This is a genomic window from Pedobacter sp. UC225_65, from assembly GCF_042698365.1.
Lineage (GTDB): Bacteria > Bacteroidota > Bacteroidia > Sphingobacteriales > Sphingobacteriaceae > Pedobacter.
On the sequence record NZ_CP170550.1, the window covers coordinates 1,757,350 to 1,780,031 of the forward strand.

At 38.4% G+C, this 22,682-nt stretch carries 20 protein-coding genes and 3 pseudogenes; 11 read left to right on the forward strand and 12 right to left on the reverse strand.

The annotated features are described in order from the left end of the window. Nucleotides 1–15: 15 nt before the first annotated feature. Nucleotides 16–999 (reverse strand): potassium channel beta subunit family protein, encoded by a 984-nt coding sequence (locus tag ACFJIZ_RS09210; protein ID WP_379092656.1) that lies wholly within the window; start codon nt 997–999, stop codon nt 16–18. 206 nt (nt 1,000–1,205) lie between these two features. Here ACFJIZ_RS09210 and ACFJIZ_RS09215 point away from each other — a divergent pair, with 206 nt between their 5' ends. Both ACFJIZ_RS09215 and ACFJIZ_RS09220 read left to right on the forward strand, forming a co-directional pair. Further along, a complete protein-coding gene (locus tag ACFJIZ_RS09215) occupies nt 1,206–1,568 on the forward strand; it encodes a hypothetical protein (RefSeq protein ID WP_379092659.1) in 363 nt (120 codons plus the stop codon). Then, nucleotides 1,565–2,152, forward strand: a complete 588-nt coding sequence (locus ACFJIZ_RS09220; RefSeq protein ID WP_379092662.1) for a M20/M25/M40 family metallo-hydrolase — start codon at nt 1,565–1,567, stop codon at nt 2,150–2,152. The genes ACFJIZ_RS09215 and ACFJIZ_RS09220 overlap by 4 nt, the downstream gene beginning before the upstream one ends. A gap of 56 nt (nt 2,153–2,208) precedes the next feature. On the opposite strand, the gene ACFJIZ_RS09225 is transcribed toward ACFJIZ_RS09220, so the two are convergent. The 5 genes from ACFJIZ_RS09225 to ACFJIZ_RS09245 form a co-directional block, all read right to left on the reverse strand. Next, nucleotides 2,209–2,475: a hypothetical protein gene (locus ACFJIZ_RS09225; RefSeq protein ID WP_379092665.1), complete on the reverse strand. Its 267-nt coding sequence runs from the start codon at nt 2,473–2,475 to the stop codon at nt 2,209–2,211. A 134-nt stretch (nt 2,476–2,609) separates the two neighbouring features. Next, nucleotides 2,610–4,202 carry a S41 family peptidase gene (locus tag ACFJIZ_RS09230; protein WP_379092668.1) on the reverse strand — a complete coding sequence of 531 codons (1,593 nt, stop codon included), beginning with the start codon at nt 4,200–4,202 and terminating at the stop codon, nt 2,610–2,612. Between the two features lie 41 nt (nt 4,203–4,243). Further along, nucleotides 4,244–4,852: an HAD hydrolase-like protein gene (locus tag ACFJIZ_RS09235; protein WP_379092671.1), complete on the reverse strand. Its 609-nt coding sequence runs from the start codon at nt 4,850–4,852 to the stop codon at nt 4,244–4,246. A 12-nt stretch (nt 4,853–4,864) separates the two neighbouring features. After that, entirely contained in the window at nt 4,865–5,353 is a 489-nt protein-coding gene (locus ACFJIZ_RS09240; RefSeq protein ID WP_379092674.1) for a hypothetical protein, read from the reverse strand. Between the two features lie 9 nt (nt 5,354–5,362). Continuing rightward, a complete protein-coding gene (locus ACFJIZ_RS09245) occupies nt 5,363–6,013 on the reverse strand; it encodes an ABC transporter ATP-binding protein (protein ID WP_379092677.1) in 651 nt (216 codons plus the stop codon). A 552-nt stretch (nt 6,014–6,565) separates the two neighbouring features. Between ACFJIZ_RS09245 and ACFJIZ_RS09250 the strand changes: the two genes are divergently transcribed. The 6 genes from ACFJIZ_RS09250 to ACFJIZ_RS09275 all read left to right on the forward strand — a co-directional run bounded on the left by ACFJIZ_RS09250 (nt 6,566) and on the right by ACFJIZ_RS09275 (nt 12,262). Beyond that, nucleotides 6,566–7,099 (forward strand): hypothetical protein, encoded by a 534-nt coding sequence (locus tag ACFJIZ_RS09250; protein WP_379092679.1) that lies wholly within the window; start codon nt 6,566–6,568, stop codon nt 7,097–7,099. A 1-nt stretch (nt 7,100) separates the two neighbouring features. Further along, a complete protein-coding gene (locus ACFJIZ_RS09255; protein ID WP_379092681.1) occupies nt 7,101–7,397 on the forward strand; it encodes a winged helix-turn-helix domain-containing protein in 297 nt (98 codons plus the stop codon). A 69-nt stretch (nt 7,398–7,466) separates the two neighbouring features. Beyond that, nucleotides 7,467–9,140, forward strand: a complete 1,674-nt coding sequence (locus ACFJIZ_RS09260; protein WP_379092684.1) for a DUF4153 domain-containing protein — start codon at nt 7,467–7,469, stop codon at nt 9,138–9,140. 175 nt (nt 9,141–9,315) lie between these two features. Then, nucleotides 9,316–10,506 (forward strand): ADP-forming succinate--CoA ligase subunit beta, encoded by a 1,191-nt coding sequence (gene sucC / locus ACFJIZ_RS09265; protein ID WP_379092687.1) that lies wholly within the window; start codon nt 9,316–9,318, stop codon nt 10,504–10,506. Between the two features lie 554 nt (nt 10,507–11,060). After that, on the forward strand, nt 11,061–11,972 hold the full coding sequence (locus ACFJIZ_RS09270; protein ID WP_379092689.1) for a histidine kinase dimerization/phospho-acceptor domain-containing protein: 912 nt from the start codon (nt 11,061–11,063) through the stop codon (nt 11,970–11,972). Then, a complete protein-coding gene (locus ACFJIZ_RS09275; protein ID WP_379092692.1) occupies nt 11,954–12,262 on the forward strand; it encodes a sensor histidine kinase in 309 nt (102 codons plus the stop codon). Before ACFJIZ_RS09270 ends, ACFJIZ_RS09275 begins: the two co-directional genes overlap by 19 nt. Nucleotides 12,263–12,267: 5 nt before the next feature. Here the strand turns inward: ACFJIZ_RS09275 and ACFJIZ_RS09280 are convergent, their stop codons facing one another. After that, complete coding sequence (locus ACFJIZ_RS09280; protein WP_379093972.1) at nt 12,268–13,596, reverse strand: ATP-binding protein; 1,329 nt, start codon at nt 13,594–13,596, stop codon at nt 12,268–12,270. A gap of 143 nt (nt 13,597–13,739) precedes the next feature. Here ACFJIZ_RS09280 and asnS point away from each other — a divergent pair. Beyond that, nucleotides 13,740–15,175, forward strand: a pseudogene (gene asnS / locus ACFJIZ_RS09285) (asparagine--tRNA ligase). A 110-nt stretch (nt 15,176–15,285) separates the two neighbouring features. On the opposite strand, the gene ACFJIZ_RS09290 reads toward asnS, so the two are convergent. Beyond that, the gene (locus ACFJIZ_RS09290; protein ID WP_379092695.1) at nt 15,286–15,675 is read right to left on the reverse strand and encodes a GNAT family N-acetyltransferase; all 390 of its coding nucleotides are present in this window, start codon (nt 15,673–15,675) and stop codon (nt 15,286–15,288) included. 19 nt (nt 15,676–15,694) lie between these two features. Further along, complete coding sequence (locus ACFJIZ_RS09295) at nt 15,695–17,332, reverse strand: FMN-binding glutamate synthase family protein (RefSeq protein WP_379092697.1); 1,638 nt, start codon at nt 17,330–17,332, stop codon at nt 15,695–15,697. Between the two features lie 207 nt (nt 17,333–17,539). Between ACFJIZ_RS09295 and ACFJIZ_RS09300 the strand changes: the two are divergent. Together ACFJIZ_RS09300 and nhaA are read left to right on the forward strand one after the other, a co-directional pair. After that, nucleotides 17,540–18,159 (forward strand): annotated as a pseudogene (locus ACFJIZ_RS09300) (L-threonylcarbamoyladenylate synthase). A gap of 99 nt (nt 18,160–18,258) precedes the next feature. Next, nucleotides 18,259–19,446: a Na+/H+ antiporter NhaA gene (gene nhaA, locus ACFJIZ_RS09305; RefSeq protein WP_379092700.1), complete on the forward strand. Its 1,188-nt coding sequence runs from the start codon at nt 18,259–18,261 to the stop codon at nt 19,444–19,446. Nucleotides 19,447–19,792: 346 nt separating this feature from the next. Here nhaA and trpA read toward each other — a convergent pair whose 3' ends face one another. From trpA to ACFJIZ_RS09320, 3 genes and pseudogenes are all read right to left on the reverse strand, one after another. Then, nucleotides 19,793–20,563, reverse strand: a complete 771-nt coding sequence (gene trpA / locus ACFJIZ_RS09310) for a tryptophan synthase subunit alpha (RefSeq protein WP_379092703.1) — start codon at nt 20,561–20,563, stop codon at nt 19,793–19,795. A gap of 115 nt (nt 20,564–20,678) precedes the next feature. After that, a pseudogene (gene trpB / locus ACFJIZ_RS09315) lies at nt 20,679–21,858 on the reverse strand (tryptophan synthase subunit beta). Between the two features lie 153 nt (nt 21,859–22,011). Continuing rightward, nucleotides 22,012–22,542 carry a phosphoribosylanthranilate isomerase gene (locus ACFJIZ_RS09320; protein ID WP_379092706.1) on the reverse strand — a complete coding sequence of 177 codons (531 nt, stop codon included), beginning with the start codon at nt 22,540–22,542 and terminating at the stop codon, nt 22,012–22,014. Between the last annotated feature and the right edge of the window lie 140 nt (nt 22,543–22,682).

Here is a 22,682-nt window from a genome sequence, read left to right on the forward strand (position 1 = left end):
AAAATGATATCTTGGTTAAAATTGTGGCAATTCAGGTTTTGTGCCCATAATTTCATCAATTTTGGCCATTACCTTATCCGTTAATAAAGGCACCACTTCGAAAACGGTCAGGTTTTCTTTCAGTTGTGCAGTTTTAGAGGCTCCTAAAATCACTGTACTTACATTTGGATTTTTAAGGCACCAGGCAATAGAGAGCTTGGCCAATGGTAAATTCATCTGATCGGCCAATTTTTGTAACTTGGTTACTTTTTTCATCTTTTCTTCTGCCAATACCTTATCCTTTAACCAATCCATACCTTGTAATTCCAAACGGGTATTTTTGGTATCGCCAGTAGTGTATTTTCCAGATAATAATCCAGATGCCAATGGCGACCAAATGGTGGTACCCAAACCATGTTCTTTAAACAAGTGCAGGTATTCATTCTCCAATTTATTACGCTCAACCAAATTATACTGAGGCTGTTCCATTGTTGGACCGATCAGGCTATATTGTTTGGCAATTGCTATGGCTTCCATCAGCTCTGCCGCACTCCACTCTGAAGTACCCCAATACAATATCTTACCCTGTTGCAACAAAGTATTCATTGCCCAAACCGTTTCTTCAATTGGGGTATTTTTATCAGGTCTGTGGCAAAAATAAAGACCTAAATAATCTACCTGTAAACGCTTCAGCGCAGCATTACAAGCCTCAATTACATGTTTACGGGACAAACCTACCCTATTTGGGCCTTTATTTTCTGTTCCGAAGAATACCTTGCTCGACACCACAAAAGATTCTCTCTCCCATTTCTGGTCCTTCAAGATTTTGCCCATTACGATTTCTGATTTACCTTCAGCATAACCTTCTGCATTATCAAAAAAGTTTACGCCGGCATCATAGGCGATACCCATCAGTTCGTCAGCCATTTTATCACTGATCTGATTTCCAAAAGTTAACCAACTGCCAAAAGAAAGTGCACTTACCTGTAAACCCGATTTTCCTAAACGTCTATATTCCATTTTTTCTATATTGGGTACTGAACCACACCAACAGCAATGCTCCAATCGAACATCAAAAGTCCGTTCTAGTCAGTACGAATTAATAATACTCCAAATTAAGCCTAAAAATAATAACATCAAGATTGTTTGCTAAGTTTTTACAAAATTTACACGCTTATTCTATAAAACTATATCTTTACCTATATTTTAAAGTAAACGACATCTAAATGAAAAGAATATTTCTGATCCCATTGGCTTTGTTGATGAGCTGTGGCTCGGTAAAAACGACTAGCACTACACAAACAACAAGCGAACAACTACTCAAAGACGTAGAGACCCTCTCTTCTGATGCCTACGAAGGCCGTAAAACAGGCACAAAAGGTGGAGAGATGGCTAGAACCTATTTAACAGGAAGATTGAAAGAGATAGGCTTGAAACCTTATCCAGGCAAAACCAGTTATGAGCAAAGCTTTGAAATCAAAGGCAGAAATGGAGCAGCTGCAATACAAGGCAAAAACCTGATTGCCTATATCCCTGGCAAAACGGAGAATGTAATTGTGATCTTGCACATTACGACCACATTGGTGTGATCAAAGATGAAGTTTACAATGGTGCCGACGACAATGCTTCGGGTGTGGCAGGCCTATTACAGTTTGCCAAATATTTTGCGAAGAACAAACCAAACAACACCTTGATATTTGCCATTTTTGATGCAGAAGAAATGGGATTACAAGGAGCAAAAGCTTTTGTAGCCAATCCACCAGTTGCATTGGATAAAATTAAACTGAACATCAATATGGATATGATCAGCCATAATGACAAAGGTGAGCTTTACGCAGTGGGCACATTCAAGTATCCGATGTTAAAACCATATTTTACAACAACCAACCCAAACATCAAAGTATTATTTGGACATGACGATCCTAAACTTGGTCGTGATGATTGGACCAACCAAAGTGACCAAGGCGCTTTTAATGCCAAGAACATCCCTTTTATCTATTTCGGCGTTGAAGACCACAAAGACTACCATAAGGCAACAGACGAATTCAAGAACATCAACAAAACGTTCTTTGTAGATGCTGCAAATGCCATTCAGGAAATCATTGTCAATATCGACAAACAAAGAGATATACAAGCCATATTCAGAGAAACATTGCAGCTAAAGAAGCAGTAGGTTTCTATTTAAAACTCAAAATCCCAGTTTACTCGGTAAACTGGGATTTTTTTTGATTAAAAATCAATATCTACAATACACTTGATTGGGATATGGATATTGTTTTTGAGTTGGATATATTTTTCGGTAACCGACCAAACGGTTGTGGTTACCCGCTTGTAACCCGCTGTAGTATTAAATGTTATCGTAGCCTTTGCTTTAAACTCGTTGCCCAAACGTTGGGTGGCCATTAATCTGTTTTTTAGTTCTTCAGAAAGTTGGGTATCAGCAGGTATGATTTTACTAACATCTATTTCTTCTTTTTCTATCAATTCGGCAGTCATAGTTATTCTTATTTGTTAAACAAGCTTAACTAATTTTTACGTATTCAGCAAAAAACAGATTGTAAATTTTATGATCTAAATGTAAAAATCAAAACGATGCCAATAAAAAAGGCCGCTGATCGCGGCCTCTTATTTTATTTTTTGATGGTATGCTTGGTATCAATCATCCCCACAAATTCTTTATTCATTAGGTCCTCATTAAGAACATTCGAGGTATTAACTGCAGTAGATAAAGTCTTTGTAGACATGGTTTTGTTCAAGCTGGTAGTAATAGTACCTGGTTGCAAAATATTTACAGCAGTTTTAAGGTAAAAATCATTTGTATTCCCAAAATCATACATCACTGTACCTGTTGGCACTTCACTTAATTCATAGTCAGGTATCATTCCACTAAAATATCCACCTTGGCTCAACGAGTTTTTGGTTTCGAACAATGAATAATAAACATCGTATTTGTTTTCGATGGTGATTGGGAAAAACCCAATAGGCTTGCCATAGGTTTTGGTACCCACCAATTTCACATTCATGTGAGGTTTTAAGGAATTGATGACCAACTCGCTCGCAGAAGCAGTACTACCAGAAACGATGAACACGATGTTCTGTACATTGTTCAGGTTCCCCCTTTTAGAAAAAGATGTGGTGTTATCTGCTACTGAATAAGAAACATCCGCATAAGTCAACATTTTTCCATTGTTATAACGGATTTTGCCGCTAGCATCCAACAAAGGTTGTTTGGCCAAAATCGTAGCGGCTCCACTTTGCATGGTAGCATTGTAATATTCGGTAAACATGACACCACTAGCTTTGCTTGCAGGCACAATCAGATTAATTAAGTATTCTGCTGTATTTACATAACCACCACCGTTATACCTTAAATCAACTACTAGGTCGGTAACGCCGTTTGTAGCAAAATCATTAAATATATTCGTCAATTCAGCATTAGAATTTTCGGCACTAGAGAACCTTGCGTAAGCTACATAGCCTATCTTTTTTGAACCAGCAGGAATGATCTTGCTTTTATAAATCGGACTGCTTTTGTATGAGTTTTTAACTAAAGAAAATAGAAAACTGCTACCATCAACACCCCTTATGCCTTCAATGGTCACATTGCCATCAACAGCATTTGCTACTGTAAGTGCTTTTTCTAAGGTATAATCGGTTCCATAAGCTACACCATTTACCTTAGTGATCCTATCTCCTCTTACCAATCCTGCCGCTGCAGCTGCCGAATTGTTATATACAGCCGTTATATAGATCACATAATTAGCAGTTGTTCCATAAAAACCAACCCTAAGGCCCACATCACTCCCGTTTCCTTCAAGACTTACAGAACTTTTAGCTGCCGGAACATAGGCTACCGCATTTTTATTCGCTTTATCAAATATGTAAGAATATTTGGTATCGGTATTATTGCTCACAGATTCATAACCTATTCCTGTTGCAGGATTGATTGCAGAATTTGCCAACGCAATCAACTCATTTTCATAATTTTTAAAGTCAGTTGCTAAAGTTGTGAATTTTCTTGGATTGAAGGCTTCGTAAGTTGGCAGCGCATTATTCCAGTAATAGACCTGTTTAGCATATAAAAAGATAGAATCTCTTGATAAATCTGCTCTACTTGTTGTAGTTGGGGGTTGAGGTGTTGGTGTTCCTCCACCTTTTTTACAAGCGGTTAAAGCTGTAACAGCCAATACAATAAGTGTTAAGGTAGCGTGTTTTAATTTCATTTGAATTAATAGATTGATAATGCGAATTAACGAAAAAAATTCTACAATAGTTTTGTTACAGACAAATAATCTATAGCTGCAGCCGACGCGATTGCCTCTTGTTGAGCTGTTACACCAACCATCAGCATTTCTTCTTTATTTAACTGATGCTGATCGACCACAAATTGCAGGCTTTTTATTGAAGGTTCAACTTCAAATTCTTCAGTAAAATATAGTTTTAAATATTGCTCCAAACCATGCCATTCTACCTGTTTGATCTTGTTGAGCTGTTGCAAGGGATTTCCATCTACCAATAGATAGATCTCTTTGCGTTCTAGCACAACTTCTTGCAGAAACGACAATACCTGTTGGTACAACAATAATTTCAAGGGCAAGCGTGCATTTTGATGCAATAGCGCAAAATTAGCTGCATATTTTTCGGGGATATCAAACTTTGCGGCCGTTTTTTCGAAAATAGCTGTAGCGCCATCGGCTGCAAATTCGGCCTGCATAAAGGCAATCATTTCTTTCGAATCCAATTGCAATGAATAGGCCATAAATTCTGAAAACAAGTAATACACCTGCAACAGATAATCCTTTTCTGGATACAAAACATCATCCAAGCCAAACACAAAGGCTTTTTTAGGTTCAATATATGGTTCGAATGCCACTAGATGGGAAAATTAAATGGTTATTAGACTTAGGTTTGGTTCTTGATCAGTAGCATCAAAGTAATAAGCACCACTTAGTTGATTGGTCTGTGCTTTGTGGACTAACATTTCATTTGGTTGTGTCATGAAAATAGTTTCTCCCTGATTAAATACTGCCCAGTTTTCTGTTTTGCCCAAATTAGAATATTGTGCCAACGCTGCATGATTTGGCAATAACACCTCAATATCGAACTCTTTGAACAACACGGCACTTTTGGCAACTGGCACTAGCTCAAAATGATGTAGCGGTAAGATCGCTTCTACATTTTCGTCCAAACAATAGTTCAGTAAAGTATGGGCCAAAGTATCTTCATTTTTGGCACCAAGACTGATCATGCGATAAGCTGCAGAGGAAAAAGCGGGAACCTCGCCATAATCTGCCAACACCACTTGGTGTCCGGTAAAAGCTTTTAACAATTTTAAGGCCGTAGCTGATGTACCGCCGGTAATTAATATCTTCAAATTTCTTATTTATATGATAAAACCATCTTTCATGGTCACTACCCTATCGCTGATCTTTGCCAGATCTTCATTATGGGTTACAATTACAAAGGTCTGGTTAAAATTATCCCTCAAGTCAATGAACAATTGATGAAGGGCATTGGCATTTGCCGAATCAAGATTGCCCGAAGGTTCATCTGCCAAAACAATAGCCGGATCATTGATCAAAGCTCTAGCAACCGCAATACGTTGTTGTTCACCTCCAGATAATTGATTTGGCTTATGTTGTGCCCTGTCTTTTAACCCTAAAAGGTCCAGCAACTCGTAGGCCCTTTTTTCTGCATCTTTTTTGCTTCTTTTAGCAATATAGGCAGGAATACAGATATTTTCTAAGGCAGTAAATTCTGGCAAGAGGTGGTGGAACTGAAAGATGAAACCAATATTCTTATTCCTAAAGACACTTAACAATTCGCCAGAAAGCTTATTGACAACCGTACCTTTGAGCTCAACTGTGCCTTCGTCTGGTTTGTCCAACGTACCCAAAATATGTAGCAACGTACTTTTACCAGCGCCAGATGCACCGATAATGCTCACAATTTCTCCTTTGGCCACTTCAAAATCTACGCCTTTTAGTATGGACAGCGTTCCGTAAGCTTTTTTAATTCCTGTAGCTTTTAGCATTTGGTAAAGTTACACAATTGTTAAATTGTTAAGATTGTTAAATTAACATTTTGTGCCGTCTTATTTTCTGCCATACATCCCTTCTTGATTTTACATACACACAGCCTTAAAATAAGCCCCACAAAGCTTGCGCATAACTTCAATTGTTCATCGACTATTGTTTGGGTATTTACCGAACAATTCCCGAAGCGGAGTCGAAGCGGACTCGAACAACTCCCGAAGCGGAGTCGAAGAAGAGTCGAAGCGGGCTCGAACAAGTGTCGAAGAAAACTCGAATGTTTCTCCATAAATAAACAATCAATTAAGGTATAGCATGACCTTGCCTAGTAAGTGTAGTTTTAAGCTATATCTTCCAATCTGCTATGCAGAGAAAAATTATTTGACAATAATTTAGATGGTTCCTTTGTTTTTTAAAATTCTTATGTAACTTTGAGAAACAAAGCACTTTCTATATGAGCAAACAAGAAGAACAGTTAAATGCATTGAACGACATCAGGAAAATGATGGACCGTTCATCTAGGTTTATTTCTTTAAGCGGATTATCGGGCGTTTTTGCTGGGGTCGATCGCATTGATTGGTGCTTATCTTGCCCATACCGAAATTGTCAAATACCTAAATGGAAATTACGGTTATGGTGTTGATGCCGATCTGGATATCGAATTTAACCTACTTAAAATAGGCCTCAGCGTATTGATCGTAGCGCTTGCTGGTGGTTCGTTGTTCACTTATCGTCAAAGCAAAAAGAAACAACTTCCAATTTGGGACAAAACATCCAAAAATCTGCTCATCAACCTGGCTATCCCATTAATTGCCGGAGGGCTGTTTATTTTATCTTTGATTTTTGTACATCCTAATAGTTACGGCCTAATTGCGCCCTCTTGTTTGGTGTTCTATGGCTTGGCCTTGATCAATGCAGGCAAATACACCTATACAGACGTCCGATACTTGGGTATCTGCGAGGCTATACTAGGTATCATCGCCATGTTTAACATAGGTTATGGTTTGTATTTTTGGGCATTTGGATTTGGCGTACTGCATATTTTTTATGGTTTGTTGATGTATTTCAAATACGAAAGGGCCAAATAAGATGAAAAATCCAATAGCGGCACTTAATAAGATATTCGACAGCAGGATAAGGCTTGGCGTAATGTCTATCCTTATTGTAAATGACAGTGTGAGCTTTAATGAGCTGAAACAGATGCTGCAACTTACTGATGGCAACTTGGCCTCCCACCTCAATACCCTGGAGCAGGGCGAATACTTAAAGGTGCAAAAGGCATTTATTGGCCGCAAGACAAATACCACCTATACCATAACCCCTTTAGGCAAACAGGCATTTAAAGCACACCTAGATGCTTTAGAAAAAATGATCAAGAGCATCTAATTTTTTTTATCCATTTACTTTGTAATTCAAAGCACTTTCAAAAAATCAAACAACTTAAAATTAATATCAATGAAAAAACAAATAGACCTACAACTCCTTGCTGCCATTGGTGGTGGGGTACTCTTCAACTTTCTTTTTTGGGTAGATTGGCTTGCGCTTAATCTTCTCCTCTACTCCATTTTTATCATTGCACTTTTGTTGTTGGACAAAGACATTGTTAAAAGCCGGAAATTCTTTTGGTTTGGCGCAGCTCATTTGTTGGCAGGCACCTTGGTAGTCATTAACAATTCAGCACTGTCTATCGTTTCTTGGTACATTAGTTTGGCTCTTTTTGTTGGATTTGCACATTATCAACTCCTGAGAAGTATTTTCACCGCTTTATTGGCCTTCTTTTTACAAATGGTCACTGCCCCATTTAACCTTATCAAAAGAGCTTTAAATGCCCGATTTGGTAATTTTTCGCTCAAGCCCATCCTCAAACCGATCAAGTACATCATTATTCCAATCATTGCATTGACTTTATTTAGCGTTTTATATCGCATTGCCAACCCTGTATTTGATGGCTACCTCAGCCAGATCAGTTCTCAAATAGCAAACTTTTTCGATGCCATTTTCAGCTTTCTTTTTGCCGACCTGAGTCTTATCCGTTTCCTCCACATCATCTTCGGAATCATTGTTACAGCCGCCATCTTGATCAAACATCAAAATAATAGCCTCGAAAAGATAGAGCTGGGCTTTAAGGAACAATTGATCCGTAGCAGAAAGAAAAAATCCAGTTTTCATGTAGTTTATGATATTGTGGCAATTTTCGCTGGAAATCTACTCACCAGAAAAACTGCGCTCAAGACCGAAAATGTAATCGGTATCATCTCTTTTACCGCCTTAAACCTGCTGCTATTGTTTTTGAACTGCATTGATATTGTTAAACTATGGTTGCCACAGCCTGCAGGGACTATTTTAGTTAATTATTCGGAAGAACTACATGGAGGCACCAATGCTTTGATCATCAGCATCATTATGGCCATGTTGGTTATCCTTTATTTCTTTAATGGTAATCTTAACTTTTACAGCAAAAACAAAACCATCCGTTTATTGGCCTACATCTGGATCATCCAAAATGCATTTCTGGTCTTATCGGTATTGCTTAGGGATTACTACTACATTGATGTAAATGGGCTAACTTATAAGAGGATCGGGGTTTTGGTTTTCTTGCTGCTGTGTACCATCGGCCTAATTACCGTTTATATCAAGGTAGCTCAACGAAAAACATTCTTCTACTTGTGCAAAACAAATGGAATAATCTGGTATATCCTACTGTTGGCAACCAGTTTTGTCAATTGGGATGTCTTTATTGCCAGTTACAACATCAATCATAGAAACCGCATCGCCTTGGATGTTGAACATCTGATGGAACTATCGGACAAAACCCTACCGCTGATAGATGAGAACAGAGCCATACTTGAAAAATATGCCTATTCTTCTTCAGCTGAGCTCAGCGAAAACATCATTGAACCTAAACCTACAGATTCCATAAAAATCGATACTACCCAAATACCATTTGACAAAAACAAATTCATTTTGGAACGACAGCGACGTCAGATTGAAAAATTCAACAAACTTATTGACCGAAGAATAGACCGTTTCAATGAAAAATGGGGAGAAGGTTCATGGCTTTCGTGGAATTACAACGATTGGCGTACACATCTTTATCTTAAGGCTAGAAACAAAACAGAACAACAATAGATGTCTAGGAACGACCTCTTAATACACGGCTCAAGATAATTAATCAATAGCTAGAATATCTTTTTACTTTCTATCAGGTACTTTATACTTTAAAAGTAAATACTTTGTGTTAAAATGCAGGTTGCTATTTGTATAAAGCTTTTGAAATTGTAGATTTGAGCAAATTTTTGAGCAAATGAATATCCACGAATATCAAGGTAAACAAATTTTAAAGAGTTTTGGCGTTGCTGTACAAGAAGGCATTGTTGCTGATACTGTTGACCAAGCTGTAGAAGCGGCTAAGAAAATGAAAACTGACTATAACTCTGATTGGGTTGTGATCAAAGCACAAATCCATGCGGGTGGTAGAGGTAAAGGCGGAGGTGTAAAGCTAGCTAAAAACTTAGACGAAGTTAAACAAAGAGCTACCGACATTTTAGGTATGCAATTGGTTACGCCACAAACTGGTGCTGAAGGTAAAAAAGTAAACAAAATTTTGGTTGCCCAAGATGTATATTACCCAGGTCCTTCTGAAACCAAAGAATTTTATGTGAGTGTTTTGTTGAACCGTGCCAACGGAACCAACATTATCATGTACAGTACTGAAGGTGGTATGGATATTGAAGAGGTTGCAGAACACACGCCTCATTTGATCTTCAAAGAAGAAATTGATCCAAGAGTAGGTCTACAAGGTTTCCAAGCACGTAAAATTGCTTTCAACCTAGGTTTATCTGGTGCAGCCCATAAAGAAATGGTAAAGTTTATTACTGCGCTTTATAAAGCTTATGACGCTACAGATTCTTCAATGTTCGAAATCAATCCGGTTCTAAAAACCAGTGACGATAAGATCATCGCTGTTGATGCAAAAGTTGACTTAGACGAAAACGCATTGTTCCGTCATCCTGATTATGCAGCAATGCGTGATAAACTGGAAGAAGACCCAACTGATGTTGAAGCTAGCGAAAGCAATTTGAACTATGTTAAGCTTGATGGTAACGTTGGCTGTATGGTGAATGGTGCTGGTTTAGCAATGGCTACGATGGATATCATCAAGATTGCTGGTGGCGAGCCTGCCAACTTCTTAGACGTAGGTGGTACAGCTAATGCAACTACGGTAAAAGCAGGTTTCAATATCATTTTGAAAGACCCTAATGTTAAAGCCATATTGATCAACATTTTTGGTGGTATTGTACGTTGCGACAGAGTTGCGCAAGGTGTGATTGATGCTTATAAAGAGATTGGTAACGTTCCAGTTCCTATCATCTGTCGTTTACAAGGTACAAATGCTGTAGAAGCTAAACAACTGATCGACGATTCTGGCTTGAAAGTTTATTCGGCAATTGCGTTGAAAGATGCAGCTGACCTGGTAAGCAAAGTATTGGCATAAGGATTAAAATAGAAAAAGAAAGCTTAACCGCTTTAAAATAGATAAGACCAGTCGAAATTCGGCTGGTCTTTTTTTATAGTTGAAGTTTGGGTTATTATAATCAAGCAAAATCAAGGCCCATCTCTATTTTAATTTATTTAAGAAATGAAAAAGCTCTGGCCATCCAACCAGAGCTTTAATCAAACCAAATATAAATGTACTTTTTTGTATGAACAGTTCAAATATAAACATATTTTATTAAAAAAACACATAAATATATTTTTTTTTAAGATTTTTAATAACAAAATACACATATTTTATACTAAAAATCTATTTTTAATTAAAAAATACCGAATAAACTGACTTAAAAACATATATAATTATCAATAATTTGAATTTAAACTAAAAAATAACGACACAAAACATAAAATAAACACATAAATCTAAATAATTAGAAGTTTTTACTTAAAAAAATAAGAATTTTACATAAAAAACAAAAATAACCGAAAAAACCATCACAAAAAAAAGTTCACCGCATTACGTTATATTTGTTCGTCAAAAATAGATGTAGATATATGAGCAGCTTCCAGTTTCCAAGTTCTTTAATTCCGACAAACGAAGAAGATCGAATCCATAAGCTCCATAGCTACGATATTTTGGATACTCCTGCCGAACATACTTTTGATAAAATCGCAATTCTTGCCGCGCAGATATTCGATACACCCATTGCCCAAGTAACTTTTGTAGACCGTGAACGTGTTTTCTTTAAAACCAATATCAGTCCTTTGGCGGCCACCGAAATTGCCAGAAGAGACAGTTTTTGTTCGGTTGCGATCTTAAATGAAAACGTCACATTGATCGAGAATACACTAGACATACCAGAGTTAATAGACAATCCTTTTGTAGCCATGGAAAACGGGGTAAGATTTTATGCCGGGGCACCATTGCGGACAACCGAAGGCCTGCAGCTAGGTACACTTTGCGTTTTAGATACACAACCAAGGGATGTAAGTCCGCAGCAACTCAAAATGCTGGAGACTTTATCTTCTATTGTAATGGACGAACTGGAGCTCCGTTTGGCATCGCGCAAAGCCCTACGTACGCAAACCGACATGATGAACAGGATTGTACACGACCTTAAAAATCCAAATACCACCATCTCTCTTTCTGCCGAGCTGATCAAACGAAAGGCCGATGACCCTAAAATTGTTGCGGATTTTGCAGACAGGATCAAGACCGCAGCCAACAACGTATTGACCAACCTAAACAACCTGCTAGACCTCTCTCAAATTGAAAATGGTAGTTTTAGGCTGAACATGAGCGAAGTAGACATCTTGGAGACCTTAACTACGGTGAAAAAGAATTTTGAATTGATTGCCAATCAGAAAAAACAAAACATCAAGACTCCTGCAATTGCCGCTCCCTCATTTTGGCCGATGCCACCAGGCTACAAGATGCTTTTGGAAATTTGCTCAGTAATGCCTTAAAATATGCAAATCCTGACACAGCAGTTCACATCTACGTAAAGGAAACCGAAAATAAAGAGGTATTGATCGAATTTAAAGATCAGGGACAAGGTCTACTCCCTGAAGACATGGACAGGTTATTCGTTAAGTTTGCCAAATTAAGTGCCACACCTACGGGCAAAGAACACTCAAATGGTATTGGATTATCTATTGTTAAAATGCTGATCGAACTACACCATGGAAAGGTTTGGGCAGAGAGCGAAGGAAAAGACAAAGGCGCTTCGTTTTTTATCTTATTACCGATCAACTGAATGGATTAGGCAAGCTTAAAAGAAAGGAAAAAGGTCGACCCTTCATTTACCCTACTTTCAAACCAGATCTTACCATCTTGCAGATCTGTATATTCTTTACACAACAACAAACCTAAGCCAATACCTTTTTCGTTATGGGTACCAAATGTTGAGGATGCTTTGAGCTTAAACAGTTGTTCTTGTTGTTTCGTTTCAATTCCTTTCCCGTTATCCTTCACCATGACACAGCAATAGCCATCTTCTTCTGATGTACTTACCGTAATCAAACCACCAGGTTGCGTAAACTTAATGGCATTGCTTACCAGGTTACGCAATACCAATTGAAACATATTTTGATCGGCTATAATCGATAATTGTTGATTATTGACCACATTAAGCGTCACTCCTTTTCTAACGGCAATGCTTTTTTCAATACTTAAACCTGTATTTAATGCTTCCGTTACTGATAAAACCGTTAGCTCAACATGCGCCCCCTCCATTTGGGTTTTAGACCACGACAATACATTGGTTAACATATCTGAAGTATCTCTAGTGATCTGAAGCAGTTGTTGTTCTAAACTTATACGTTCTGCCTGACTTAAATCATGTTCGGTTAAGATTTCCAAATAGCTTTGTATAGAACTTAAAGGTGATCTTATATCGTGCGTAACAATAGAGAACAGTTTATCTTTTTCTATATGTAACCTTTCTAGCTCACTATTTTGTTCGATGATCTTGGTGTTCTGTGTTTCTATGGCAATGTTCTTTTTCAGTACCGAAACCCTTTCATAGTCGTAATTTTCTCGGATGTAGCTGATTGCAAAATAGATCAATACCACTACAACGAGATAGGTCGTACCAAAATCTATGGCTTTATTCAACGGATTGGCGTATGCGTTTGGAATCAATTGAGGATCAAGATATTCAGCAATCAAGATCGCAAATACCAAAATGACATTCATTGGTAGCCATATCTTGAAATGGGCTTTAGGGATGATGGCCACAATCATTAAAAACACCAGCGCGAACAATAACAGGTTAGGACCATATATACCCGAATTATAAAAATAATTGATGGCAAAACAGATGTTGCAGACAATACAGAATACCTTGATGCCTAAAGAAGACTTTCTTTTAAAGCGTGAAAGATAATAGAGGAAGGCAGAGAAGAGTACACCAAAAACACACAGAAAGCCTGGCACAACTAAACCTATGAAAAAATTAAAAGGCACTTCAAAGCACATCGTAATGAAGGCAATGATACAAACGGTGTTGAATATCCTCTCTTCTAAAGAAAATAAATTAGGGTCGCCAATAAGTTTTTTTCCGTTTAGTTTTTTTCCGAGAACTAACACAATCAACAATAGGGTTTAGGAAAAACAAACTTAATCATATTAGCTGGTAAAGAAAAAATGATTTAATAAAAACTTAGGGCCAAACAAATAAGGTTTTTTAGGTTTAAATCCTTATTTTTGACGCCCTTATAAAGCTATTGAGCATGATCAAGAGAGAAAAAATAAAAGACCTGCTGGATTCTACAGCATTTGATACAGAAGTTAAAGTAATGGGTTGGGTTCGTACCTTTCGCAACAACCAATTTATAGCATTGAATGATGGATCTTGCATGGGCAATATCCAAATTGTAGTAGATTTTGCCAATACGCCAGAAGAACTTTTAAAAAGATCACCACTGGTGCTGCCATTGCCGTTGTAGGTACTTTGGTAGAGTCGTTGGGCAAAGGGCAAAAGGTTGATGTGAAAGCAAAAACGATAGAAATCCTTGGTGATAGCAATGCTGAAGAATATCCTTTACAACCAAAAAAACATAGTTTAGAGTTTTTAAGGGAGAAAGCGCATCTGCGTTTCCGTACCAATACATTTAATGCAGTTTTTAAGGTTCGTCATGCTTTGGCTTTTGCCATCCATCAATTTTATAACGAGCGTGGTTTTGTTTACATGCATACACCAGTAATTACTGCAAGTGATGCAGAAGGTGCTGGCGAAATGTTTAAGGTAACTACTTTAGATTTCGACAATACACCACGTACAGAAGATGGAAAAGTAGATTTCTCTGCTGATTTCTTTGGCCGCGCCACCAACTTAACGGTTTCTGGTCAGCTAGAAGGCGAATTGGCTGCCATGGCTTTTGGCCAGACTTATACTTTCGGTCCTACGTTTAGAGCAGAAAACTCTAATACCACACGCCACTTGGCCGAGTTTTGGATGATTGAGCCTGAAGTTGCTTTTGCAGATTTGGAGAACAACATGCAATTGGCAGAAGACATGATGAAATATGTAATCAACTATGCTTTGGCCAACTGTAAGGATGAAATCGCATTTTTGAACGAGCGTTTGTTGGACGAAGAAAAGACTAAACCACAACAAGAGCGAAGTGAGTTATCATTGATCGAAAAGTTAAACTTCTGTTTGGACAATGAATTTCAACGTTTAACTTATACAGAAGCCATACAGATCTTAAAACATTCTAAACCTAACCAGAAAAAACAATTCAAATATTTGATTGATGAGTGGGGAGCTGACTTGCAAAGTGAGCATGAGCGTTATTTGGTAGAGAAACATTTCAAAAAACCTGTTATTTTAACAGATTACCCTAAAGACATCAAATCATTTTATATGCGTATGAATGATGATGGCAAAACTGTAGCGGCAATGGATATCCTTTTCCCTGGTATTGGCGAAATGATTGGTGGTTCGCAACGTGAAGAGCGTATGGATAAATTAACTCAACGAATGGAAGAAATGAACATCCCACAAGAAGAGTTATGGTGGTATTTGGATACCCGTCGTTTCGGTACTGCACCGCATGCTGGCTTTGGCTTAGGTTTTGAGCGTTTGGTACTATTTGTTACCGGAATGACCAATATCAGAGATGTAATCGCCTTCCCTAGGTTCCCGAAAAGTGCGGAGTTTTAAAAAGACCGAAAGTTAGAAAGATATAATTTCAAAAAAGGTCGCTTAGTGTAATGCTAAGCGACCTTTTTATGTATCATGTTTTTAGTGGCTTTTATTTTAATTCATTTACATCATCCAGAAGAAAACAATACTCGAATTGTTTCATCCCTGTTTTTGGATAATAGTTGATCGCTTTTGGCGCAGCCAACAAAATAAGTTTCGCTTCTGGCGTAGCTAATTTTGTCTGTCTGATCGAGCTCCTTCCCTATGCCTTGTTTTTGGTAGGCTTCATCAACAGCTAAATCCGATAAATACGTACAAAAAGCAAAATCCGTCAACGAACGAGACACACCGATCAATTTCCCTTCAATTCTAGCTGTCACAATCAGGTTTCCATGCGCCAACATCTTTGCAATTCTTTCTGGCTCATCGATGGGCCTTCTTTCGCCTAAGGTTGAATTTGAAAGCACGGCTACAAATTCTTCCGCATCTAAGTTGTTTTCTATTTGATAGGTAATCATTTCGTATGGTGGTTGATTGTTATTGGTGCGGGTTTGCGTGTTGATAATCGACCAATGAAACCTTATAATCTGTAGGGGCAAAACTAGCAGAAGTACTTAAGGTCATTCCCAGTTCGTGTTGCGAAGGATAAGGTGTCTGCAATAAACTTCCTTCTGGTATGTAAGGAAAGGTTTCCATGTAAGATTGCATCACATTTTGGCCTATCCTGCGGTTGATATAGGCTCTTGTCAACTGATGAGGATGACGCAGACCTGCAGCACCCAATAGTTCTACCGCACTTTGAACGGTTAAACGATGGAAATTGAAAACCCTCACTGTTTTGTCTTCTACAACAAGGCCCTTCATTAAACTTGCATCTTGTGTGGCCACGCCCGTTGGACAGGTATTGCTGTTACATTCTAATGCTTGTATGCAACCTAGGGCAAACATCATCCCTCTGGCCGAATTACATAAATCTGCACCCAGTGCAATGTTTTTAACCAGATCAAATCCTGATGATACTTTACCTGAAGCAATGATCTTGATGTGTTTCTTTAGATTGAAACCTGTTAAAACATCGTATACAAAGGCCACGCCTTCTCTTAAAGGCATACCTACCGCATTTGAAAATTCCTGTGGTGCCGCACCCGTACCGCCTTCTCCCCCATCTACGGTAATGAAATCGACATAGATACCCGTTTCTACCATGGCTTTACAAATGGCAAAGAACTCGCTTCGGCGACCGATGCATAATTTAAAACCTATAGGTTTACCTCCCGAAAGTTCTCTTAATTTTTTCACAAAGTCCATCATTTCTAATGGTGTAGAAAATGCGGCATGTGCCGGCGGAGAAATGACATCAAAACCTTCTTTTACCAAACGTATCCTAGCAATTTCTGGCGTTACTTTTTTAGCCGGCAAAATACCCCCGTGGCCAGGTTTAGCACCTTGCGATAGCTTGATTTCAATCATTCTTACATTTGGCGTTTGTGATCGTTCTGCAAAAGCTTCGTAATTGAAGGAACCATCATGGTGCCTGCATCCAAAATAACCAGTTCCGATCTGCCAGATCAAGTCGCCACCAGGTCCTGCATGGTAATCGCTGATGCCACCTTCTCCAGTATTATGGGCAAAACCTCCCATTTTGGCGCCACCGTTCAGCGCAAGGATTGCATTTTGACTAAGTGAGCCGAAACTCATGGCCGAAATGTTGTAAATACTGGCAGCATAAGGTTGTTTGCAATCGGGGCCACCTACCATTACCCTTGGGCTTAGGTCAAGCTCATGGTGACTGATGGCAGCAATGCTATGGCTTAACCACTCGTATCCATTTTCATAGACATCCAATTGGGTACCAAAGGGAATGGTATCGTTATCCTTTTTGGCTCTTTGATAGATCAATGAGCGGTTTAATCTGCTAAATGGCTTGCCATTGGTATCACTTTCTACAAAATATTGATAGATTTTAGGCCTCAGCTCTTCCATAAAATACCTCAATCTACCAAATACAGGATAATTTCTTACGATACTGTGTTTGGGCTGATACAGATCATAGATCCCCAACAAAACAAATGGACCAGTAAATAAAAAAGTCCACCATAAAAATGGTTGATACAGGCCTAACATTACGGTTAGTGCAATTAAAAATGCAGCAATGGCAACAAACGCTTTTCTCATATCTTATAAATGTTTAACAAGTTGTACTTATCGTATAGAGCTGATAATTTATTTTATTAAATGAGTTTTTAAATAAAGGGATGCCGATTTTATCTAAACCCAAAATTAAACATACCCTTATTGGAGAACAAGTTTTCGATCATATTAAATGTAATTATAATCTAATGATATTAAACAAGTAGCGGCTTATTTTTGTTATTTTTGAGTATGCTAATCAAGACTTACCCAGAAAATCCGAACCCTAAAGCCATTGAACAGGTTGTAGAAGTGTTAAAAAAAGGAGGCCTCATCATCTATCCTACCGACACTGTTTATGGGCTGGGCTGCGACATCACCAACCAAAAGGCGATCGAAAGATCTGCCGCATACGTGGCATCAAACCTGAAAAAGCTAATTTTTCTTTCATCTGCTCTGACTTGAGGCATATTTCCGATTTCATCAAACCGATAGACACCACTGTTTTTAGGGTATTAAAAAAGGCTTTACCAGGCCCATTTACCTTTATTTTTAATGCCAACAACAATGTGCCGAAATTGCTGAGCTCCAATAAAAAAACAGTTGGTATCCGTGTACCTGATAATGTAATTGCGAGAAGTATTGTAGAGGCTTTGGGCAATCCGATCATCTCTACATCTATCAAAGATGAGGATGAACTGGTAGAATATTCTACTGACCCTGAATTGATCTACGAGAAATATCAGGAATTGGTTGACGTAGTAGTTGATGGCGGTTATGGCGACAATGAAGCTTCAACAGTAATCGATTGTACATCTGGCGATTTTGAGGTTATCCGTGAGGGTAAAGGAAATCTTGAAGATTTTCTATAACCACTGCCACCAAAATATCATTAATCTAGTACAAAGGACCTGAAGGATGTCGGCGATTTAATAATTGCCTCCTATCACATATTTCCCTATTTTTAGCACATGGCGAATAAAATCAACTTCACTGTTTTTAAGAAATTCTTCGAATCTGGAAAAATTGGAGGCTTATTGCTTTTGATCTGTGTTGTAATTTCTTTACTTATTGCAAACTCTGCCAGCGCCAATGGCTTCTCTAGTTTCTTAGCGAAAGAACTTGGTTTTAATATAGGTTCTGTTGCTGTAAGCTACAGTATTTCTGCTTGGATCAACGATGGTTTAATGGCTGTCTTTTTCTTGTTGGTTGGCTTAGAGATCAAGCGAGAGTTATTAGAAGGAGAACTATCTAGCATAAAAAAAGCTTCTTTACCAGTTTTAGCCGCATTTGGCGGAATGATTGTTCCTTCGCTGATCTTTTTCTTTTTTAACAAAGGCGAGGCCACTGCTGCTGGATGGGGAATTCCGATGGCCACTGATATCGCTTTTGCTTTGGCGATCATTGTGATGTTGGGTAAAAGCGTTCCGGCTTCTTTAAAAATATTTCTAGCTGCCTTGGCCATTGCTGACGATCTTGGCGCTATTTTAGTCATTGCTGTTTTTTATACTGCCCAGATCCACTGGGATTACCTGTTAATGGCTGGTGGCGTATTTGCCTTATTGTTGGCCTTAAATTATTTGAAGGTCAAATCTTTATGGTTTTACCTGATATCTGGTATTTTTCTGTGGTATTTTGTGCATCATTCGGGTATCCATGCCACCATTGCAGGGGTTTTATTGGCTTTTACCATCCCTACCAACACTACGGCCGTCGAATCTCCTTTAGAAAAATTAGAGCATGCTTTGACCTTTCCTGTAAATTACTTGATCATGCCAATTTTTGCATTGGCCAATACCAACATTACCTTTCAACGTGAAATGGTTGATGGTCTGACCTCGCCACTTGCTTTGGGTATTATTGCAGGTCTGTTTTTGGGTAAAACTTTAGGTGTTACGTTTTTCTCTTGGTTTGCCGTAAAAATAAAATTGGCCAAACTTCCTTCTGGTGCCAACTGGAAACATATTATTGGGGTAGGCATGTTGGCAGGAATTGGTTTTACGATGTCGATATTTATCGCCTTGCTTTCTTTTAACGATGTAGACCATATCCTTGAAGCCAAGTTTGCCATCCTTTGTGCTTCTGTCATCTCTGGAGTAATAGGGTTTGTCTATTTGAAGAGCATTGGTATCAAAAAATCGGTTCGTCCCATCAACTGATCTAGTTCTAACATTTTTTTCACCACATGGAATAACAATTAATTCTATATGGCCTATCTTTCTATGTGGTGTATTTATTAATCATATCACTAACCTGTCCTAACATTTCTGACCACATAGAGACATAATACGCATAGGAATAAACTGATTAAAATAGCATTGTACCACACTAGTAAATCTATGTGGCCTATCTTCCTATGTGGTGTATTTATTAATCATATCACTAACCTGTCCTAACATTTTCTGACCACATTGAGACATAGTACACATAGGAATAAACTGATTAAAATAGCATTATCTATATGGTGTAATCTATTGATGACTATGTTAAGTTATTATATTTTGATCAACCTCTAAAAGCTTTCATAAATGTTTTCACATTTTCTTCAAGGTCTCCTTGGGCTAAACATTTTACAAAAGCACTCCCAATAATAGCGCCACTCGCATATTCGTTGGCGGCATCGAAGGTCTGTTTATCAGAAATCCCAAAACCAATCATCAGTGGATTTTTTAGGTTCATCGCTTGAATACGACTAAAATAAATCCTTGCATTTGCAGAAACATCTAGGTTTTGCCCTGTGGTAGCCGCAGAAGACAACAGGTAGATAAAGGCATTGCTGAGGCTATCGATTTTACGGATCCTCTCTTCAGACGTTTGTGGTGTAACCAAAAAGATATTACTCATCCCGTTGGCCTCAAATACAGGTTGGTACAGCTCCTCATACTCGTACATAGGAAGATCTGGAATGATACACCCATCTATACCCACTTCTTTACAGGCTTTACAAAAATTCTCGACACCAAATTGCAACACCGGATTAACATAACCCATTAATAATATGGGAATCTTTACCGTTCGACGGAGGTCTTTCAAATGTTCAAAAAGCAGATGCAAGGTCATTCCATTATCTAATGCTTGTTTACTGCTGGCCTGGATAGTCGGTCCATCTGCCACAGGATCTGAATAGGGGAAGCCAATTTCCAGAAAATCTGCTCCTGCTTTTTCTAGGGCTTCTGCAATTTGCATGGTATTGTCCAAGTTTGGATAACCTGCGGTATAATAGATAGAAAGGATATCTTTCTTTTTATGGTTGAAGAGTTCTTGTAATCGGTTCATATTTTGAGATGTAAGATGGAGGTTGTAAAATGTAAGATGGGAGATGTAAGACGTGAGATGTAATAATTATGCATTCTAATGGCTCAAGTCTTGTATCTCACATCTCGATACGCAATTATAAATTAAAGTGTTTCATATAGGTTTCCATGTCTTTGTCTCCCCTACCTGATAAACACACCACCACATTTTCGTTGGCCTTAAACTTCATGTGTTCTAAATAAGCCAAGGCATGGGCACTTTCTATGGCGGGGATCATCCTTCTAGTTGGGTAAGTAATAGTCCGGCGTTTAATGACTCGTCATCAGTAATGGAAACGTACTGTCCACGACCAGTTTTAAACAAGTGTGCATGCTGTGGACCAATGCCCGGATAATCTAGACCAGCAGAAACCGAATGCGGCTCTACCACTTGTCCATCTGGAGTTTGCATCAAGATGCTTCTGCTTCCATGCAAAACACCTTCTTTACCCAATAAAGTGGTAGCGGCCGAAAACCCAGAGCTTACACCTTTACCCGCAGCTTCAACGGCAATCAGTTTTACAGCTTCGTCATTGATGAAATGATAGAACATTCCCATGGCATTACTGCCACCGCCTACACAGGCCAATACATAATCTGGTGTAGATTTACCTGTCTGTTCTAGCAATTGTTTTTTGGTCTCTTCAGAAATGATGGATTGGAAAATGGCTACCATATCAGGATATGGATGTGGCCCTACTACTGAGCCGATAATATAATGGGTATCTACAGGATTATTGATCCAGTCTCTCATCGCCTCGTTGGTTGCATCTTTTAAGGTTTTACTTCCTGATGTTGCGGGAACAACCTTAGCGCCCAGCATTTTCATACGGGCCACATTTGGCGCTTGGCGTTTGATATCTACTTCGCCCATATAAACTACACATTCTAAACCACGCAAGGCACATACCGTAGCTGTTGCTACACCATGCTGTCCAGCTCCCGTTTCGGCGATGATCGTTTTTTACCTAATCGCTCTGCCAGTAAGATCTGTCCAATGGTATTGTTGATCTTGTGCGCTCCGGTATGGTTCAAGTCTTCTCTTTTAAGGAAGATGTTTGCTCCATATTTTTGCGATAAACGTGTGGCCAGGTACAAAGGAGATGGGCGACCAACATAATCTTTCAATAAAGCCTTAAATTCTTGTTGAAAACTTTCATCGTGGATAATGGATAGGTATTGCTGTCTAAGCTCCTCTACATTTGGATATAACATTTCGGGAATGTAGGCTCCTCCAAAATCTCCGTAATATCCTCTTTCGTTTACAAAATATTCCATAGTTTATCTTTTTTTCCCATTAGATTGAAATGTTTCAATTTTCAATTGGGATTTGTTTTTTAATTCAATACTGTTATAAATTCTCTCAGTTTCTCTACATCTTTTAATCCCGGCTCTAGCTCAAACCTACTATTTACGTCGATCGCATAAAGCCTAGGGTACCTTAATTTCATTAATGGTGCTTGCATGTACCAAGTCTATTCCTCCACTTAAAAAATAAGGTTGGTTAAAAGGATAGGCTGCCAACAAGGTCCAATCGAAAACTTTCCCTGACCCACCATGTGCAGGGGTTTGGGCATCGAACAAAAATGCATCTACTACATCTACATAAGGTGCCAATTGTTGAAAATCGAAATCCTGATCGATACCAAAAGCTTTGATGACTTCAACCCCACTTGTTTTGAGGGCTGCACAATAGTCAACGGTTTCCTTACCATGTAGTTGCACAGCCTTTAAATTGTATTTAATGATGTAAGCTTTAACTATTTCCAATTCTTCGTCTACAAAAACACCTGTAGTTTGAATAGATGGAGGTACATATTTAATTAGCTCTGCCGAAATCTCGCTAATGAAACGTGGCGATTTAGGGTAAAAAATAAAACCCATGTAATCTGGCTCCAAGGCAGCTACTGCTGCAATATTCGAAGCTTGTTTCATTCCGCAGATTTTCAGTTTCAATTTCATTTTTATTCTTTTTAACATTAGCACTTGAGATTACTATTTAGGTTTTATTTTCCTAGTTCAATCTCTAAGCTTTTCTTAGGTGTCTTAGATGGTAATTTTTTTTTTTTAAGTTATACATTATCTTTTCACCACCTTACCTT